Origin of the sequence: Skermanella sp. TT6, from assembly GCF_016653635.2 — a bacterium.
Classification (GTDB): domain Bacteria; phylum Pseudomonadota; class Alphaproteobacteria; order Azospirillales; family Azospirillaceae; genus Skermanella; species Skermanella cutis.
Genome location: NZ_CP067420.1, coordinates 2,245,506 through 2,262,500, shown reverse-complemented (window position 1 = coordinate 2,262,500; position 16,995 = coordinate 2,245,506). Strand labels below are relative to the sequence as shown.

Here is a 16,995-nt window from a genome sequence, read left to right as displayed (position 1 = left end):
GCCGGCAGCTCGCTTCCAGGTCCCGGGCCGAGTCGGCGTCGCGGACCAGGGCGGCGACGCGGGCGAGCCAGGCCGACATCTCCCGCGGGGACGCCGGGACCAGCCCGGCCGGCCGCCACGCCGCGGTCCAGGCCGCTTCCAATTCCGCACGGCTGCGTTCGCAGGCCGATGCCTCGTGGGCGGCGGAGGTCAGGCGCCGGACCGTATCCTGGTGGCGCGAGGTGAGCTGGACATAGCTGGCGACCCGGTGGGCTTCCGCCTCCTTGCGGTCCACCAGATCGTCGGCGGCGCGGATGGTCCGCTCGAACAGACCCGGCAGGTCGTGCGTCGAGTCGAACAGCTCGGCCTCGTCGGTGGACAGGGGCGGCGGGTCACGGTCGATGAAGGTCCGGCGAACGACCCGCCAGCCGGTATCGCGCCGGCGGCGGGCCTCGGCGATGGCGTCCGCGGTGGGGATTTCGCTGGTCCCCTTGAGGGCCGCCAATTCCGCATCGAGCTGGCTGAGCTGGCCCCGAAGCTCTTCGGCCTTCTCGCGCGCCCGGGTTGACCGGGACTCCAGGTCGGCGAACTCCTTCTCGAACCGGTTGACGGTGCTGTCATCCGGCACCTTGGCCTGGAGCAGGCCATCGAGCGACCCCTGCCACAGGGGCAGCGCCGCGACCTGGGCGGCGATCCGTTCCTTGAGGCGGTGAAGCCGGGCCTGCCCCTCGGCAAGGGTCTGCTCCAGGGTTCCGCGCGCCTTCACTTCGGCGATGGCGGCGGAAAGGATGACGGCGTCGGCGGGCGTGCCGATCGCTTCCAGCTGGGCCTCCAGCCGGGCCGCCTCCACCCTGCATTTCGCGAGCTGGTCGGCGGCCGCGTCGGACCGGGCGCGCAGCCTGCCCTCCTCCGCGATCAGGGCGCGCACGTCGGCCAGGACGGATCTCGGCGGAATCGCTTCCGCCGCCCGGTCGATCGGCAGGGACGAACCGAGCCGGCGCAGCAGGTCGGCTGCCTGGTCGCGCAACTGGCGCAGCTCGCTTTCCCGCTTGGGCAGGTCGGTGCGCTGGTCCCGGATCGCTCCGCGCTGTTCGTGCAGGGCCTCGATCGCCGCCCCGCTCGCCAGGATCGCCTCGGGGACCGTGAGGCCGTCCAGTTCCTCGGCAAGCTTGGCGGCGACGGCGCCGCAGCGTTCGACGTCGCGGGAGGCCTCGTCGCGCTGCCGCAGGGCGGCCTGCCGCCGGTCGGCCGCATCCTCCGCCAGCACGAGGGCGTCGGCGAGCGCACCGAGGGAGTCCTCCAGCTCCGCGATCTGGCTGACCAGGTGGCGGGTGCGGCGGATGCGCTCCGCCTTGGCACGGGCAGCTTCCAGCTGGTTGAGGCGTTCGCGGCAATCGCGGATCCTGGCCTCGGCGGCCTCTGCGTCGGCCTGGACCTGGCGCCACTCGTCGCCGCTGACCGCCGCCTCGCGCAGCCGCTTGCGCGCGTCGGCGTGGCGGTCCAGCGCCTGGTAGAACGGCTTCGACGCGACGCGGCGGGAGGAGAACAGCGCGTTCGCCTCGGCATCCAGTTCGGCGAGCACCTGGGAGATGCCCATCACCCCGGCGCCCGCCCCGAACAGGCTCTGCCCGACGTCGCCGCGGGCGGCCAGGATGTCCTCGCCGCCCCGGCGCAGCCGGTTGTGGTCCAGCCCGAACATGCCTTCGAAGAAGTCGCGGTCGATCGGCCCCAGGAAGGCGGCCAGCGCGGAATCGGGAAGGCTGCCCGAGCCGCCGGCGTCCAGCAGGGTGTTCTGCCGGCCCTTGCGCCGCTGGAAGGCGAGACGCCTGCCGTCCGCCGCCTCGATCTCCGCGGTCAGGCGCAGGTCGGCGTAGTCGTGCTTGAAGTTGTAGGGCGACCGCGTCTCGATCCCGAAGAACAGGTCGCCCAGCGCCCGGAGCGTGGTGGTCTTTCCCGCCTCGTTGCTGCCGCAGACGATATGGAAGTCCGGCCGCACACCGAGATCGATCCCGCCGTCCGTGAAATGGCCGAAGCGGTCGAGGCCCAGTCGGATCAGTCTCATCGGTCGAGCTCCCGGTCGAGCAGGCGTGACAATACGATCGCCCTGGCGTCGGCGATCAGCGCGGCGGGGTCCTTCAAGGCGGCGAGTTCCTCGCCCTGGTCGTGCTGGCGGTCCAGTTCGCGCGGCATCTTGCCCATCATTTCCTCCAGCTCGGACCGGACGGTCTCCTGAAGCTCCGGGTCGGCGGCGAGGCTGTCCAGGGAGCGCAGCAGGCTGCCGACCGCGTCCTGGCGCAGGCTGAGGGTGACGAGGTCGCGCATCGGCCGGGTGGCGCCGATGATCTTCTCGATCCAGACGGCATCCGCCCCCAGGTCGAGCGCCACCGCCCGCACCTCCGCCATGAAGGAGTCCTGCCGGGACAGCAGCCCGCCATGGAGCGGCGTCGCACCGGTCAGCCGCAGGCGGGCGGCCAGCGGCCGGCCCTCGCACCCATCGGCCGCCGCTTCGAGAGCGCCGCGGACCCGGGCAAGCGCCTCGCCGGGCGACTCGCAGCCGGTCAGGTCGGCCTCGACCATGGCCCACCGGAGCACGTCCACCGGGCGGTGGTCGAGCCGGGTCACGTGTCCGTCCTCGACAGTGACCATCATGCAGCCCTTGGCCCCGGTCTCCCGGATGTTGCGGCCCTGGAGGTTGCCGGGGAAGACGATGTACGGGTGCTCGTTCAGCACCTCGCGGGTATGGACATGGCCGAGCGCCCAGTAGTCGTAGCCATGGCGGGCGAGGTCGGCCGGATCGCACGGCGCGTAGCCGGCATGGCCTTCGCGCCCGTCCGCCGAGGTGTGCAGCAGGCCTATGTTGAAATGCCCCGGAACCGGCGGCTTGTACCCGGCCGCCAGGTTGTCGGTCACTTCCCGCTGCTTGAAGCTCTGGCCGTGCAGGGCGACCTTCAGGCCGGGAAGCAGGTGCGTTTCCGGCTTGCGGGAGGAGAATACCGTGACGTTCTCCGGCAGCGGCAGCTTGCGGGTGATCTGGCTTTCCGCGTCGTGGTTGCCATGGATCAGGAAGACGGGGATGCCGGCCTGGCGCAGGCGCGCCATCTGCTGGACGAAGAACAGGCCGGTGTTGAAGTCGCGCCAGTCGCCGTCATACAGGTCGCCGGCGATCACCACGAAATCGACCGCTTCCTCCTGCGCCAGATCGACCATCGCCTGGAAGGCGCGGCGCGTGGCGCCCCGCAGCAGATCGACCGGCGCGCCATCGTAGGCGGCCAGCCCGACCAGCGGGCTGTCGAGATGGATATCGGCGGCGTGGATGAACTTCATGGCTGCCTCGGACCCTGCTCAATACGACAGGTAGTATCCCGAACAGCCGAAAGACGCAAGAGGTTGGGGTTCCTTGGCCACAGATGGACGGCGATGGGCAGGGATGTCCGCTTCCATCGCCGTCCATTTGCGGGCAGACTTCAACTTATGCGGCCCGTTCCCCGCGTTCGTCCACCAGGGTGACGATGTCGTCCATGATGGCGGTCAGGTCGTAGTCCTTGGGGGTGTAGACCCGGGCCACGCCGGCGGCCTTGAGGGTGCGCTCGTCCTCCGGCGGGATGATGCCGCCGACAACCACCGGGATCTCGCCCAGGCCCAGGCGGCGCATGCGGTCGAGCACGTCTGTCACCAGGGCCACGTGGCTGCCGGACAGGATCGACAGGCCGACGACATGGACGCCCTCTTCCAGCGCGGCGTTGACGATCTGCGCCGGGGTCAGCCGGATGCCCTCGTACACCACTTCCATGCCGGCATCGCGGGCGCGCACCGCGATCTGCTCCGCCCCGTTGGAATGGCCGTCGAGTCCCGGCTTGCCGACCAGCATCTTGATCCGCCGGCCGAGCCGCTCCGACACCTGGGTGACCCGCTCGCGCACGGTGGCCAAGCTGTCCGCGCCGCCAGCGGTGGCCGCCTTGCCGACGCCCGTGGGAGCGCGGTACTCGCCGAAGACGCCGCGCAGGACGGCGGACCATTCGCCCGTGGTGACGCCGGCATGGGCGCAGCGGATGCTGGGCTCCATGATGTTGCGCCCCTCGCGGGCGGCGGCGCCGAGATCAGCCAGGGCCGCTTCGACGTCGGAGGCGTTGCGGGCGGCACGCCAGGCTTCGAGCCGGGCGAGCTGGTCCGCCTCCGCCTGGGGATCTACGGCCAGGAAGCCGCCGTCGTCGCCGGCGGTCAGCGGCGACGGCGCCGATTCGGTGAATTTGTTGACGCCGACCACGATCTGATCGCCGGCCTCGATCGCCGCGAGGCGCTTCGTGTTCGACTCGACCAGACGCTGCTTCATGTAGGACGACTCGACGGCGGCGATGGCGCCGCCCATGGCGTCGATCCGGGCCAGCTCGTCCAGCGCCTCGGCCATCAGCTCCTCGACCTTGCCGTCGATCACGTGGCTGCCGTTGAACAGGTCGCCGTACTCCAGCAGGTCGGTCTCGAACGCGACGATCTGCTGGAGGCGCAGGCTCCACTGCTGGTCCCACGGGCGCGGCAGGCCCAGCGCCTCGTTCCAGGCGGGAAGCTGGACCGCGCGGGCGCGGGCGTCCTTGGACAGGACGACGGCCAGCATCTCGATCAGGATGCGGTAGACGTTGTTCTCCGGCTGGGGTTCGGTCAGTCCCAGGCTGTTGACCTGGACGCCGTAGCGGAACCGGCGGAACTGCTGGTCCGCGATGCCGTAGCGGTCGCGGGTGATCTGGTCCCACAGGTAGGTGAAAGCCCGCATCTTGCACAGCTCGGTGACGAACCGGATGCCGGCATTGACGAAGAAGCTGATACGGCCGACCACCTGGGGGAAGTCCTCCGCCGGGACCTGTCCCGACGCCTTGACGGCGTCCAGCACCGCGCAGGCGGTCGCCAGGGCGAAGGCCAGCTCCTGCACCGGAGTCGCCCCCGCCTCCTGCAGGTGGTAGGAGCAGACGTTCATGGGGTTCCACTTCGGCACTTCACGGTAGGTGAAGGCGATCATGTCCGTGGTCAGCCGCATCGACGGTTCGGGCGGGAAGATATAGGTGCCGCGGCTGAGATATTCCTTGATGATGTCGTTCTGGGTCGTCCCGGCGAGCTGCGCCCGGCCGGCGCCCTGCTGCTCCGCGGCGGCGATGTAGAGCGCCAGCAGCCACGGCGCCGTCGCGTTGATCGTCATGGAGGTGTTCATCTCGCCCAGCGGGATGCCGTCGAACAGCGTCTTCATGTCGCCGAGATGGCAGACCGGAACGCCGACCTTTCCGACTTCGCCCCTGGCCAGCGGATGGTCGCTGTCGTAGCCGGTCTGGGTCGGCAGGTCGAAGGCGACGGAAAGGCCGGTCTGCCCCCGCTTCAGGTTCGTCCGGTACAGCGCGTTGGACGCGGCGGCGGTCGAATGGCCGGAATAGGTCCGGATCAGCCAGGGCTTGTCGCGATGTCCACTCATTACGGCGCTTTCCCCTTCGCACGATTCACAATGATCCCATGATCCCGGTCACCGCCGGCCGGCGGGCGGCCCGTCTCCGCTAACACCGCCGGACGCCAGACCGCAAGCTGCCCGATCTCGTCCGATGGAACACCTTCCCAGGGTGTCGGCCCCAGGGTGTCGGCCCCAGGGTGTCGGCCCCAGGGTGTCGGCCCCAGGGTGCCGGCCCGTGCTGCGGATGCGAACAGCCTTTTTCCAACCGATAGTGCTTTCGACTGATTGTTTCAGTGACCGGATGACCGGTGAAACAATTTACCGTATTGTGCGTTGCATCGGAAGGATCATCCTGTTTAGACTGCGCAGACTCTACGATCCATAGGGTTTTAAGCTTCAGGGCGTCTCGACATCGACGCATATGCAGCGAAGTTCGATACGGCCGTATCGGGGTATCCTGCGGCAGAAAAAGGTTTTGAGGAACAAGGCATGACCGAGGCAGCGAACGTCATCACCCGCCCGGCCGGTCCGGCGGTCAAGGACCTCTACGACGTGGGCGAGATCCCGCCGCTGGGCCATGTGCCGGCGAAGATGCACGCCTGGGCGATCCGCCGGGAGCGTCACGGCGAGCCCGAGAAGGCCATGCAGCTCGAAGTCGTCGCGACTCCGGAGATCGGACAGGACGAGGTCCTGGTCATGGTCATGGCGGCCGGCGTCAACTACAACGGCATCTGGGCCGGCCTCGGCAAGCCGATCTCGCCGTTCGACGTGCACAAGGCCGAGTACCACATCGCCGGTTCCGACGCGTCGGGCATCGTCTGGGCCGTCGGCAGCAAGGTCAAGCGGTTCAAGGTCGGCGACGAGGTCGTGGTCCATTGCAACCAGGACGACGGCGACGACGAGGAGTGCAACGGCGGCGACCCGATGTTCTCGACGTCCCAGCGGATCTGGGGCTACGAGACTCCGGACGGCTCCTTCGCCCAGTTCTGCCGCGTCCAGGCCCGCCAGCTGATGGCCCGGCCGAAGCACCTGACCTGGGAAGAGAGCGCCTGCTACACGCTGACGCTGGCGACCGCCTACCGCATGCTGTTCGGCCACCGCCCGCACATCCTGCGGCCCGGCCACAACGTGCTGGTCTGGGGCGCCTCGGGCGGCCTGGGGTCGATGGCGATCCAGCTGATCGCGACGGCCGGCGCCAACGCGATCGGCGTCATCTCGGACGAGACCAAGCGCGACTTCGTGCTGTCCCTGGGTGCGAAGGGCGTGCTGAACCGCAAGGACTTCGACTGCTGGGGCCAGCTGCCGGACGTGGATGACGCCGCCGGCTATGCCGAGTACATGAAGCGGGTCCGCCCCTTCGGCAAGGCGATCTGGGACATCACCGGCAAGGGCAACGACGTCGACTTCGTGTTCGAGCATCCGGGCGAGCAGACCTTCCCGGTCTCCTGCTTCGTGGTCAAGCGCGGCGGCATGGTGGTGTTCTGCGCCGGCACGTCGGGCTTCAACCTGACCTTCGACGCGCGCTTCGTGTGGATGCGCCAGAAGCGTATCCAGGGCAGCCACTTCGCCAACCTGCTGCAGGCCAGCCAGGCCAACCAGCTGGTGATCGAGCGGCGCCTGGACCCCTGCATGTCGGAAGTCTTCTCGTGGGAGGACATTCCGCGCGCCCACACCAAGATGCTCCGCAACGAGCACAAGCCCGGCAACATGGCCGTGCTGGTGAACGCACGGCAGCCGGGCCTGCGGACCCTGGAGGACGTGGCCGAGGCGTAAAGCCGGAGCCGGTTCCGAGGCCGCCGGGGACGACCTCCCCGGCGGCCCGCCTTCACAGCGGCACCGCGTTCGCCTTCGCCACGTCGCCGTACCAATAATAGCTGGCCTTCGGCCGGCGCCGCATCGTCTCCCGGTCGACCTGCACCAGGCCGAAATGCTGGGTGTAGCCGTAGCCCCACTCGAAGTTGTCGAGCAGGGTCCAGACGAAATAGCCCCGCAGGTCGGCGCCGTCACGGATCGCGCGGTGGCAGGCCAGCAGGTGGTCGCGGATGAAGAAGATCCGGGCGCCGTCCTCGGCCTTGCCGCTGGGACCTACCCAGTCGCCATAGGACGCGCCGTTCTCCGTCACGTAGACCGGCGGGTTGCCGTAGCGGTCGCGGAACTCGATGAGCTGTTCGTACAGCCCGTCGGGCTCGATCGGCCAGCCCATGTCCGTATGCTTCGTCCCGTCCGGCGACGGGCCGAAATTGGTGCCGAAGAGGCCGCCGGGATCGGCCACCTGATGCATGCGGCTGTAATAGTTGAGTCCGAGGAAATCGATCGGCTGGCGGATCGTCTCCATGTCGCCCGGCTTGACCAGCGGCTTGAAGTCGGCGATCAGGCTGTCGGGATACTCGCCCTTGAACAGCGGGTCCAGGCAGGCGCGGTTCCACACCGCGTCCCATTGCGCCGCCGCGTGCCGGTTGGAGTCGGGTCCCGGGGCCGGCTTGACCGGCTGGACGCTGAGCACCGTGCCGAGTTGCCAGTCCTTGCCGCCGGCGGAGCGCAATGCCGCGAGCGCCCTGCCCTGCGCGAGGTTCTGGTGGTGGATCGCGGCGCAGTAATTGGTGCGGCCGCGCAGGTCGGGGGCATGGCCGCCTACGCCGTGGCCGAAGATCGCGACGACCGAGGGCTCGTTCAGCATCACCCAGTGCTTCGCGCGGTCGCCGATCCGGCCGGCGACGATCTGCGCGTAGTCGGCGAACCAGGACGCTATGTCGCGGTTGCCCCACCCGCCCCGGTCCTGGAGCGCCTGGGGCAGGTCCCAGTGATAGAGGCACGGCCAGGGTTCGATCCCGCGCCGGAGAAGGGCGTCGGTGAGCCGGTCGTAGAAGTCCAGGCCCCTGGCGTTGGCCGGGCCGGTGCCGGTCGGCTGGATCCGGGGCCAGGCGATGGAGAAGCGGTAGGCCTTCAGCCCCGCGTCGGCCATCAGCGCTACGTCCTCCAGGTACCGGTTGTAGTGGTCTGCCGCGACGTCGCCGGTACCGCCGTCGAGCACCTTGCCCGGAGTGCGGCTGAACGTGTCCCAAACGCTGGGACCGCGCCCGTCGGCATCGGCGGCTCCCTCGATCTGGTAGGAGGATGTCGAGGTTCCCCAGACGAAGCCGTCAGGGAATTGGACGAATTGCTGGGCCATGGCCGACCTCGTGAGCGGGGCCAGCGCGGCCCCTGCCGCAATCCCCAGGAACTCCCGGCGGCCAAGAGTTACACCCGCACCCTCTTTGGCGAACATTGCTCGGCAGCCTCTCGGATCGTTCCATTGTTTCATTGACGCAGTGCACACCATCCCGCATTTTGCAGGACAACACGCAGCCCGGCCTGCATTTAGTACACGGAGCCCGTTATGACCAGCGTCGCCGTCAAGCTCGATCCCGTCCCGTCCGCAGCCTTGCTGCTCGATGATCTGCTGCCGCTCTGCGCCGAGGCCCTGCCCGCCGCGGAACGGCTGGTGGAGAGTGCGCGCGCATCGGTGCTTGGGATCGTGACCGCCCCCGGCGGCAAGATCGACGCCGACCTGCTGGAGGCGAACCAGACCGCGGCCCATGGCTATGCCTGGATGGCCACTTATGTCGAGGGCCTGCGCCAGATGCTCGGTTGGGCGACCAGGCTGGACGCCGCCGGCGAGCTGGGCGAGCTGGAGTCGCTGATGCTCCAGGCGGCCTTCGGGGAATACCTGGCGCAACTGGTCGGCGGCGTTCCGCTGAGCCAAGTCGAGATCGTCCGCCCCGGCGACCTGGGCGTCCCGGCCGAGGCGCTGGCCGAGTACCGCACCGGCGCCGTCGCGACGCTGATCGACCAGGGCGCCGCGGCCCCGGTTCGGCTGCGCATCGCCGAGCTGGTCGCCGATCACCACAGCTTCGGCAAGCTGGCGCTGGAGGACGAGACGCTGGACATGGTGCGGGACCAGTTCAGCCGATTCGCCGCCGACATGGTCGTGCCGCACGCCCACGGCTGGCACGAGCGCGACGAGCTGATCCCGCTGGAAGTGGTCGAGCAGATGGCCGAGCTGGGCGTCTTCGGCCTGACCGTGCCCGAGGAGTTCGGCGGCCTGGGCATGGGCAAGACCGCCATGTGCGTCGTGTCGGAGGTGCTGAGCCAGGCCTATATCGGCGTCGGCTCGCTGGGCACCCGGTCGGAGATCGCGGCCGAGCTGATCCGCCTGGGCGGCACCCAGGAGCAGAAGGAGAAATGGCTGCCCAAGCTGGCCAGCGGCGAGATCCTGCCGACCGCCGTCTTCACCGAGCCGAACACCGGGTCGGACCTGGGCTCGCTGCGCACCCGCGCGGTGCGCGAGGGCGACACCTATAAGGTGATGGGCAACAAGACCTGGATCACCCACGCCGCCCGCAGCGACCTTATGACGCTGCTGGTCCGCACCGACCCGAACACCACCGACTACCGCGGCCTGTCCATGCTGCTGGCCGAGAAGCCGCGCGGCACGGTGGAGGATCCGTTCCCCGCCGACGGCATGACCGGCGGCGAGATCGAGGTGCTGGGCTATCGGGGCATGAAGGAGTACGAGATCGGCTTCGACGGCTTCGAAGTCCCGGCGGAGAACCTGCTGGGCGGCGTCGAGGGCCAGGGCTTCAAACAGCTGATGGAGACCTTCGAGAGCGCCCGCATCCAGACCGCCGCGCGCGCGACCGGAGTGGCCCAGAACGCCATGGAGCTGGGGCTGCAATACGCCACCGAACGGGTGCAGTTCGGCAAGCCCCTGATCAGGTTCCCCCGTGTCGCGGCCAAGATCGGCTGGATGGCGGTCGAGACGATGCTCGTCCGGCAGCTCACATATTTCGCCGCGCGCGAGAAGGACCAGGATCGCCGCTGCGACATCGAGGCCGGCATGGCAAAGCTGCTGGCCGCCCGCGTCGCCTGGTCGAACGCCGACAACGCGCTGCAGATCCACGGCGGCAACGGCTACGCGACCGAGTACCAGATCAGCCGCGTGCTGTGCGACGCCCGCATCCTCAACATCTTCGAGGGTGCGGCGGAGATCCAGGCCCAGGTGATCGCGCGCGGCCTGCTCGGCCGGCGGAACTGACGGGCGGAACGGCGGCACGGCCGATACGGGGCTGTGCGGCGGGACGGCGGCACACTATATCCAGGGGATGAGCGGAATTCTGACATTTCTCCTGGTCGTGGCGATGCTCGCCGTCCTTGGCGCGCTGTTCGTCGGTCTGTTCGCCATGGTCCGTGGCGGCGAGTTCAACGACAAGTACGGCAACCGCATGATGCGGCTGCGCGTGATCCTCCAGGGGGTAGCCCTGGTGCTCTTCGTCCTCGCCGTCATCGCCTCGTCGGCCTGAGGCCGCGCGAAGCCAGACAGGAACAAACGGTACCAGGAGGGCACACCGCATGGTGCAGCTGACGCGGATCTACACCCGGGGCGGCGACAAGGGACAGACCTCCCTCGGCGACGGCAAGCGCGTCGCCAAGCATGACCTGCGCGTCGCGACCTACGGCACGGTGGACGAGGCGAACAGCGTGATCGGGCTGGCGCGCCTGTCCACCGGGGACCATCCCGGGATCGACGCCATGCTGTCGCGGATCCAGAACGACCTGTTCGACCTGGGCGCCGACCTGTGCACGCCGGAGCAGGAAAACCCGCCCTACCCGCCGCTCCGCATCGCCGACGCGCAGGTGGAGCGGCTGGAGCGCGAGATCGACGCCATGAACGCGGAACTCAGCCCGCTCAAAAGCTTCGTCCTGCCCGGCGGCACGCCCGCCGCGGCGCACCTGCATCTCGCCCGCACGGTCGCGCGGCGGGCGGAGCGGCTGATGACGGAACTGGCGGAGCACGAGCCCGTCGGCGGGCCGGCGTTGAGATACATCAACCGGCTGTCGGATCACCTCTTCGTCATCAGCCGTTATGTGAACGACAAGGGCGCGCTCGACGTGCTGTGGGTGCCGGGCGCCAACCGCTGATCCTTCCCGAGGGCGGGCGCCGCCGCGTCATGCCTTCAGATTGACACGGTTGATGCCAAATCCTATGGTTCGCCACCGCTCGCGGTGTATTTTGTGCACTGCGGTCATGCCGTCGCGCGGGCATGAGCCACTGTCGTGTACCGATAACTAAGGATTTGAAATGAAAGTCCTCGTCCCGGTTAAGCGGGTGGTCGACTATAACGTGAAGATCCGCGTCAAGGCGGACGGCTCGGGAGTCGAGACTGCCAACGTTAAGATGTCGATGAACCCGTTTGATGAAATCGCGGTTGAAGAAGCGGTTCGTCTGAAGGAATCGAAGGCGGCGACCGAAGTGATCGCCGTCAGCCTGGGCGTCCAGGCCTGCCAGGAAACCCTGCGCACCGCGCTCGCGATGGGGGCCGACCGGGCCATCCATGTGCTGACCGATGCCGACCTGCAGCCGCTGGCGGTCGCAAAGGCGCTCAAGGCCGTCGTCGAGAAGGAACAGCCGCAGCTGGTCATCATGGGCAAGCAGGCGATCGACGACGACGCCAACCAGACCGGCCAGATGCTGGCGGCCCTGCTCGGCTGGGCCCAGGGGACTTTCGCATCCAAGGTGGTGCCCGGCGGCGAGACCGTGACCGTGACCCGCGAGGTGGACGGCGGCCTGGAAACGGTCGAGCTGAAGCTTCCCGCCGTGGTGACGACCGACCTGCGCCTCAACGAGCCGCGCTACGCGTCGCTGCCGAACATCATGAAGGCGAAGAAGAAGCCGATCGAAACGGTCTCGCCCGCCGACCTCGGCGTCGATCCCGCGCCGCGCCTGAAGACCCTCAAGGTCGTCGAGCCGCCCAAGCGCTCCGCCGGCGTCAAGGTCAAGACGGTGCAGGAACTGGTCGACAAGCTGAAGAACGAAGCCAAGGTGATCTGATATGAGCGTCCTCGTCATCGCGGAAAACGCCGAAGGCGCGATCAAGCCCGCCACCCTCAACACCGTGACCGCCGCCGCCAAGCTTGGCGGGGACGTCCACGTCCTGGTCGCCGGCGCGAACGCCAAGGGCGCCGCCGAAGCCGCCGCGAAGATCGCAGGCGTGTCGAAGGTGCTGGTCGCGGACGCCGAACCCTACGCCCACGGCCTGGCGGAGAACGTCGCACCGCTGATCGTCGATCTGGCGAAGGGCTACAGCCACGTGCTGGCCCCGGCGACGAGCTTCGGCAAGAACGTCATGCCGCGCGTCGCGGCCTTGCTCGACGTGGCCCAGATCTCGGAGATCGTGGGCGTGAACGACCCCGACACGTTCGACCGGCCGATCTATGCCGGCAACGCCATCGCCACCGTCCAGTCGTCGGACCCGATCAAGGTCATCACCGTGCGCGGCACGGCGTTCGACGCGGCTTCGGCCGAGGGCGGCAGCGCCACGATCGAGGATGCGGCGGCCGGTGCGGATGCCGGCCTGTCCAAGTTCGTCGGGCAGGAGCTGTCCAAGTCGGAGCGCCCGGAACTGACCAGCGCCAAGACGATCGTGTCGGGCGGCCGGGGCATGCAGTCCGGCGAGAACTTCCATATGCTGGAAACACTGGCCGACAAGCTGGGCGCCGCGGTCGGCGCGAGCCGTGCGGCGGTGGATGCCGGCTACGTTCCCAACGACTATCAGGTCGGCCAGACCGGTAAGATCGTGGCACCCGAGCTCTACATTGCGGTCGGCATTTCCGGTGCCATCCAGCACCTGGCCGGGATGAAGGACTCCAAGGTCATCGTGGCCATAAACAAAGATGAGGAAGCGCCGATTTTCCAGGTCGCCGATTACGGCCTCGTGGGGGACCTGTTCAAGGTCGTTCCCGAGCTGACGGAGGAACTGGACAAGGTGCGATAACCCCTTCCTCCAACGTCGCCGCAAGGAACATAAATGATTCAGAAGATCGGTGTCATCGGGGCCGGGCAGATGGGTGCGGGTATCGCCCATGTCTGCGCAGTGTCAGGCTTTGACGTCAAACTGTCCGACATCAGTGCCGATGCGCTGAACAAGGCGGTGAGCAATATCGACAGGAACCTGGAGCGCCAGGTCGCCAAGGGCAAGGTGAGCGAAGCCGACCGGCACATGGCCGTCGAGCGCATCACCACCGGCACCGATCTGGCGATGTTCGGGGACTGCGACCTCGTCATCGAGGCGGCGACGGAAGCCGAGGAAGTCAAGCGGGAAATCTTCAAGCGTCTGGTCCCCAACCTCAAGGCCGACGCGCTGATCGCGAGCAATACCTCGTCGATCTCGATCACGCGGCTGGCCGCGGTGACCGACCGGCCGGCCAAGTTCATGGGCATGCACTTCATGAACCCGGTGCCGGTGATGCAGCTCGTCGAGCTGATCCGCGGCATCGCGACCGACGAGGACACGTTCCAGGCGATCAGGGACCTGACGCAGAAGCTGGGCAAGAAGGCCGCCGTGGCGGAGGACTTCCCGGCCTTCATCGTCAACCGCATCCTGCTGCCGATGATCAACGAGGCGGTCTATACCCTCTACGAGGGCGTGGGCTCGGTCGAGGCGATCGACACCGCGCTGAAGCTGGGCGCCAATCACCCGATGGGACCGCTGGAACTGGCGGACTTCATCGGCCTGGACACCTGCCTGGCGATCATGCACGTGCTCTATGACGGCCTCGCGGACAGCAAGTACCGTCCCTGCCCGCTGCTGGTGAAGTATGTCGAGGCCGGCTGGGTCGGGCGCAAAGCGGGCCGCGGCTTCTACGACTACAGCAAGGAAGTGCCGGTTCCGACCCGCTGAGCGTCGGTTCTAATTCACGGCAGACCGACAAGGGACCCGCTGACCGGCGGGTCCCTCGCTTTTCGTCAGAGGTCGCCGGTCAGGATATCGATGGCGGTCCTGACGGCGAGCCTGTGATCGACGAGGCTCGCCACGACAGGCCCGATCTCCGCGGTGGAGATACCGGCGATCTGCGGCGTCATCATGACGACCGCTTCGTCCCCGATCTAGAACACGGGCATCAGGCGGGCTGTCACCGTTCCTACAGCGCCGGCCCGGACCAAAGGCACGACGACCCGGGACCGTTGAACCTGGACGAAGTCGCTTTGAACAACCAGCAGGAAGGGAACCGGGTGATCCTCCCGCCCCTGGGCGGATGGATTGAGGCAGACATCGAGAAAGCGCACGTCAGAAAAGCCGCCTTCCGGCGCTGAAAATCCCGTGCGCTTCGACGAACCTGTCATAGTCCTCGAAGGCTTGGCGGTTCTCCTCGATCCACTGTTTCCGCCGGGCAGCCGCGACCGCGTTCTCCAATGCGGCTTCGAAGACTTCGGACAAGTTGATGCCGAGTGACTTGGCTTCCGCGACCAACTCGGCCCGAGCCGAAACGTTGGTAGGCTTCCGCAGTGCCGTTCCCCGCGCCATGTCCATCCCCATCAATACGATGCGCACGGATTATGCGCGTGAAGCATGATCTGTCAAAGCTCCTCCCTTTCCTTCCGGGAGCATGCCGCCAGTTTATTGTGGCGGATCGGGGTTCCCGTTCCGGAACCGTATCGTCACCGCAAGGGAGCATGCATGTCGTTCAGCGATGAAGAGAAAAAGAAGATCCGCGCCGATTACGCCGACGCCGTCAACATGGCCCCGAAGGAACTGGGGCGCTGGCTGGAAACGGAAGAGAGCAAGGGCGTAGGATTCAACCGAGACGGAGAGGACGAGTCGGTCGGCCATCAATCCGGCCGGCGGATCGTGGAGATCGCCCGCACCAAACAGGGCGACCTGACCGACGACGACTATGCCCACATGCGGAAGGTCGTGGCCTATGTCCACCGGCACTGCGCGCAGGGGCCGTCCCATGATGTCGAGACGTCACGCTGGCGCTACAGCCTGATGAACTGGGGCCACGATCCTCTCAAGAAGAGCGGCTGAAGACCTTAAGGATGTGCCGCCAGGCCGGGAACCCGCGGGGCGCCAACCCGGCCGGCCCGGGCCGTCTGCTCGATGGCGTCGGCCACCTCGTCGGGTGCCGCGTAGTGGACCATGTGCCCGGCTCCGGGAACCAGGCGCAGGTCGCTGGTCGGGATAGTTTCATGCAGCCAGACGGCATGGGTCTCGTGGTCCACCACCCGGTCCTCGGTACCGGCGAAGATCGTGACCGGCATGCGGAGGTCGCGGACCCGCTCCTCCATCCCGTACACGGCCGGCACCATCGTGACGGCATCCTGGGCCTCGGCCCTGATCTGCCCGGGCCGGACGGGGAAGACGCGGGGGAATTCCCGGTCGAAAAGCTCGGGAACCGGCAGCGGCGCGAACATGGCCTTCAAGGTGGGCGTCATCAACGCCGATCCCACGAGCGGGGACACCGTATAGCGCAACACGTCGCCGAAGACGGGAACGGCGGGTGCGGCGACCAGCGGCACGTCCGCCCGGAAGGTGGTCTGGTAGTACCCCGCCAGCAGGACGAGGCCGCTCACCGCGTCCGGGTGGCTCAACGCGAGTTCCAGGGCGACGAGGGTGCCCCAGGAATGACCGACCACGACGGCACGGTCGATGCCAAGTTGGGCGAAAGCCTCGCGCAGCAGGTCCGCCTGTTCCCGCGCCGTCCACATCGGCCCGTACGGCCGGTCACTGTAGCCGAAGCCCGGGCGGTCGATGGCGATGACGCGGTGATTGGCGGCCAGGCGGTGGAACACGCCGCTCCAGACATAATCCTCGGCGGTGACGATGTTGCCATGGAGCAGGACGACCGGCGTGCCCTCGCCCCGCTCGATGTAGTGGAGGCGTACGCCGTCCACCGTGACGAACCGGCCGGAAGGCGGGTGCTCGCGTTCCGCCTTGCGCGACCGCCAGGTATTGAAGAGCGCCGCTGCCGCCAGGGCCGCCGCCGACGCGACAAGGATGGTTCCGGTGCGCGATGCCCGGGGTGGTCTGTAGCCGTACACTGGGTCCTCCGGAATGGTCCGTGGCCGCGGCGCATCATCCTGCGCCGCGGCGATCTCGACTCAGGGAACCGGACGGCCCGGGGAATGTTCCGGCGTCAACCGCCGGTCCTCATCATCCTGGGCGGCCGGACGCCCTGGTCGATGAAGTGACGGAGCATGCGGACCGCCTCCTCGCTGTCCCACTCCGCGTCGCCCTCCAGCCGGCCGAGTTCGAAGCCGTCGCGATCGATCACCAGGGTGGTCGGCAGGCCGCGCGGCTTGAGCGTGCCCATGGCGGCGCTCTGCGGATCCAGATACATGGTCAGGTTGCGCACGCCGACGCGGTCGAAGAACGGCTGGACCACGTTCCTGCCGCCGCGGTCGAGGGACAGGGCCACGACCTCGAACTCCTCGCCGCCCAGCCGGCCCTGCAGGGCGTCGAGCGACGGCATCTCGCGGACGCACGGGGCGCACCAAGTCGCCCACAGGTTCAGCAGGACGACCTTGCCCTTGAAGTCGGACAGATCGCCGCGCCCGCCGTCCGCGGTGATGAAGCTCAGTTCAGGGACCGGCCGGGGCTGGTCCGCCGGCTTGAACTTTTCCATGGAGCCTTCGAGCGGCGGGCGGGCCGCGTTCGCCTGCCCTGCGTCGCTTGCGACCCACCATCCGGCGACGCAGACGATGCCGAGCATTGCGGCGGCGATTAAATTACGCATACTGACCACCTTTTTCATATCCCGTCCCGTAGCTTCCC

The 16,995-nt window shown here is 68.0% G+C and carries 15 protein-coding genes and 1 pseudogene (1 of these 16 cut by a window edge); 8 read left to right on the top strand and 8 right to left on the bottom strand.

What is annotated here, in order from left to right; genetic code table 11:
- The 3 genes from IGS68_RS10675 to IGS68_RS10665 all read right to left on the bottom strand — a co-directional run.
- Window positions 1-2,041 carry the 5' portion of an ATP-binding protein gene (locus IGS68_RS10675; RefSeq protein ID WP_201079754.1) on the bottom strand. Its footprint begins 1,484 nt before the window's first position, so 2,041 of the gene's 3,525 nt are visible here — the first part of the coding sequence; it begins with the start codon at window positions 2,039-2,041; its stop codon lies off the left edge, out of view.
- Complete coding sequence (locus tag IGS68_RS10670; RefSeq protein ID WP_201079752.1) at window positions 2,038-3,303, bottom strand: metallophosphoesterase family protein; 1,266 nt, start codon at window positions 3,301-3,303, stop codon at window positions 2,038-2,040. Before IGS68_RS10670 ends, IGS68_RS10675 begins: the two co-directional genes overlap by 4 nt.
- 145 nt (window positions 3,304-3,448) lie before the next feature.
- Window positions 3,449-5,431, bottom strand: coding sequence for a protein meaA (locus IGS68_RS10665; RefSeq protein ID WP_201079750.1), 1,983 nt, complete (start codon window positions 5,429-5,431; stop codon window positions 3,449-3,451).
- Between the two features lie 462 nt (window positions 5,432-5,893).
- Between IGS68_RS10665 and ccrA the strand changes: the two genes are divergently transcribed.
- Window positions 5,894-7,177 (top strand): crotonyl-CoA carboxylase/reductase, encoded by a 1,284-nt coding sequence (gene ccrA / locus IGS68_RS10660; RefSeq protein WP_201079748.1) that lies wholly within the window; start codon window positions 5,894-5,896, stop codon window positions 7,175-7,177.
- Window positions 7,178-7,229: 52 nt separating this feature from the next.
- Here ccrA and IGS68_RS10655 read toward each other — a convergent pair whose 3' ends face one another.
- Window positions 7,230-8,573 carry a GH1 family beta-glucosidase gene (locus IGS68_RS10655; protein WP_247881271.1) on the bottom strand — a complete coding sequence of 448 codons (1,344 nt, stop codon included), beginning with the start codon at window positions 8,571-8,573 and terminating at the stop codon, window positions 7,230-7,232.
- 207 nt (window positions 8,574-8,780) lie between these two features.
- On the opposite strand from IGS68_RS10655, the gene IGS68_RS10650 reads away from it, so the two are divergent.
- The 6 genes from IGS68_RS10650 (at window position 8,781) to IGS68_RS10625 (ending at window position 14,121) form a co-directional block, all read left to right on the top strand.
- On the top strand, window positions 8,781-10,478 hold the full coding sequence (locus IGS68_RS10650; RefSeq protein ID WP_201079744.1) for an acyl-CoA dehydrogenase family protein: 1,698 nt from the start codon (window positions 8,781-8,783) through the stop codon (window positions 10,476-10,478).
- A 67-nt stretch (window positions 10,479-10,545) separates the two neighbouring features.
- A complete protein-coding gene (locus tag IGS68_RS10645) occupies window positions 10,546-10,743 on the top strand; it encodes a twin transmembrane helix small protein (protein WP_201079742.1) in 198 nt (65 codons plus the stop codon).
- Between the two features lie 49 nt (window positions 10,744-10,792).
- Window positions 10,793-11,362: a cob(I)yrinic acid a,c-diamide adenosyltransferase gene (locus IGS68_RS10640; RefSeq protein ID WP_201079740.1), complete on the top strand. Its 570-nt coding sequence runs from the start codon at window positions 10,793-10,795 to the stop codon at window positions 11,360-11,362.
- A gap of 160 nt (window positions 11,363-11,522) precedes the next feature.
- On the top strand, window positions 11,523-12,272 hold the full coding sequence (locus tag IGS68_RS10635; protein ID WP_201079738.1) for an electron transfer flavoprotein subunit beta/FixA family protein: 750 nt from the start codon (window positions 11,523-11,525) through the stop codon (window positions 12,270-12,272).
- 1 nt (window position 12,273) lies between these two features.
- A complete protein-coding gene (locus tag IGS68_RS10630) occupies window positions 12,274-13,215 on the top strand; it encodes an electron transfer flavoprotein subunit alpha/FixB family protein (protein ID WP_201079735.1) in 942 nt (313 codons plus the stop codon).
- Window positions 13,216-13,248: 33 nt separating this feature from the next.
- The gene (locus IGS68_RS10625; protein WP_201079733.1) at window positions 13,249-14,121 is read left to right on the top strand and encodes a 3-hydroxybutyryl-CoA dehydrogenase; all 873 of its coding nucleotides are present in this window, start codon (window positions 13,249-13,251) and stop codon (window positions 14,119-14,121) included.
- A 65-nt stretch (window positions 14,122-14,186) separates the two neighbouring features.
- On the opposite strand, the pseudogene IGS68_RS36170 reads toward IGS68_RS10625, so the two are convergent.
- Both IGS68_RS36170 and IGS68_RS10615 read right to left on the bottom strand, forming a co-directional pair.
- Window positions 14,187-14,564, bottom strand: a pseudogene (locus IGS68_RS36170) (CcdB family protein).
- On the bottom strand, window positions 14,509-14,745 hold the full coding sequence (locus IGS68_RS10615; RefSeq protein WP_206379355.1) for a type II toxin-antitoxin system CcdA family antitoxin: 237 nt from the start codon (window positions 14,743-14,745) through the stop codon (window positions 14,509-14,511). Before IGS68_RS10615 ends, IGS68_RS36170 begins: the two are co-directional and overlap by 56 nt.
- Before the next feature lie 153 nt (window positions 14,746-14,898).
- On the opposite strand from IGS68_RS10615, the gene IGS68_RS10610 reads away from it, so the two are divergent.
- The gene (locus IGS68_RS10610) at window positions 14,899-15,249 is read left to right on the top strand and encodes a DUF3140 domain-containing protein (RefSeq protein WP_201079727.1); all 351 of its coding nucleotides are present in this window, start codon (window positions 14,899-14,901) and stop codon (window positions 15,247-15,249) included.
- Between the two features lie 5 nt (window positions 15,250-15,254).
- Here IGS68_RS10610 and IGS68_RS10605 read toward each other — a convergent pair whose 3' ends face one another.
- Together IGS68_RS10605 and IGS68_RS10600 are read right to left on the bottom strand one after the other, a co-directional pair.
- Entirely contained in the window at window positions 15,255-16,262 is a 1,008-nt protein-coding gene (locus IGS68_RS10605; RefSeq protein ID WP_247881269.1) for an alpha/beta fold hydrolase, read from the bottom strand.
- Window positions 16,263-16,357: 95 nt separating this feature from the next.
- On the bottom strand, window positions 16,358-16,957 hold the full coding sequence (locus IGS68_RS10600; RefSeq protein ID WP_201079725.1) for a TlpA family protein disulfide reductase: 600 nt from the start codon (window positions 16,955-16,957) through the stop codon (window positions 16,358-16,360).
- Window positions 16,958-16,995: the final 38 nt, after the last annotated feature.

What these genes read in the sequence shown, in the direction of transcription:
- IGS68_RS10610 (WP_201079727.1), top strand. Translation starts at nt 14,899, where the DNA reads ATGTCGTTCAGCGATGAAGAGAAAAAGAAGATCCGCGCCGATTACGCC.
- IGS68_RS10600 (WP_201079725.1), bottom strand. Translation starts at nt 16,957, where the DNA reads ATGCGTAATTTAATCGCCGCCGCAATGCTCGGCATCGTCTGCGTCGCC.
- IGS68_RS10615 (WP_206379355.1), bottom strand. Translation starts at nt 14,745, where the DNA reads ATGGCGCGGGGAACGGCACTGCGGAAGCCTACCAACGTTTCGGCTCGG.
- IGS68_RS10650 (WP_201079744.1), top strand. Translation starts at nt 8,781, where the DNA reads ATGACCAGCGTCGCCGTCAAGCTCGATCCCGTCCCGTCCGCAGCCTTG.
- IGS68_RS10640 (WP_201079740.1), top strand. Translation starts at nt 10,793, where the DNA reads ATGGTGCAGCTGACGCGGATCTACACCCGGGGCGGCGACAAGGGACAG.
- IGS68_RS10665 (WP_201079750.1), bottom strand. Translation starts at nt 5,431, where the DNA reads ATGAGTGGACATCGCGACAAGCCCTGGCTGATCCGGACCTATTCCGGC.
- IGS68_RS10635 (WP_201079738.1), top strand. Translation starts at nt 11,523, where the DNA reads ATGAAAGTCCTCGTCCCGGTTAAGCGGGTGGTCGACTATAACGTGAAG.
- IGS68_RS10655 (WP_247881271.1), bottom strand. Translation starts at nt 8,573, where the DNA reads ATGGCCCAGCAATTCGTCCAATTCCCTGACGGCTTCGTCTGGGGAACC.
- IGS68_RS10670 (WP_201079752.1), bottom strand. Translation starts at nt 3,303, where the DNA reads ATGAAGTTCATCCACGCCGCCGATATCCATCTCGACAGCCCGCTGGTC.
- IGS68_RS10630 (WP_201079735.1), top strand. Translation starts at nt 12,274, where the DNA reads ATGAGCGTCCTCGTCATCGCGGAAAACGCCGAAGGCGCGATCAAGCCC.
- IGS68_RS10645 (WP_201079742.1), top strand. Translation starts at nt 10,546, where the DNA reads ATGAGCGGAATTCTGACATTTCTCCTGGTCGTGGCGATGCTCGCCGTC.
- ccrA (WP_201079748.1), top strand. Translation starts at nt 5,894, where the DNA reads ATGACCGAGGCAGCGAACGTCATCACCCGCCCGGCCGGTCCGGCGGTC.
- IGS68_RS10625 (WP_201079733.1), top strand. Translation starts at nt 13,249, where the DNA reads ATGATTCAGAAGATCGGTGTCATCGGGGCCGGGCAGATGGGTGCGGGT.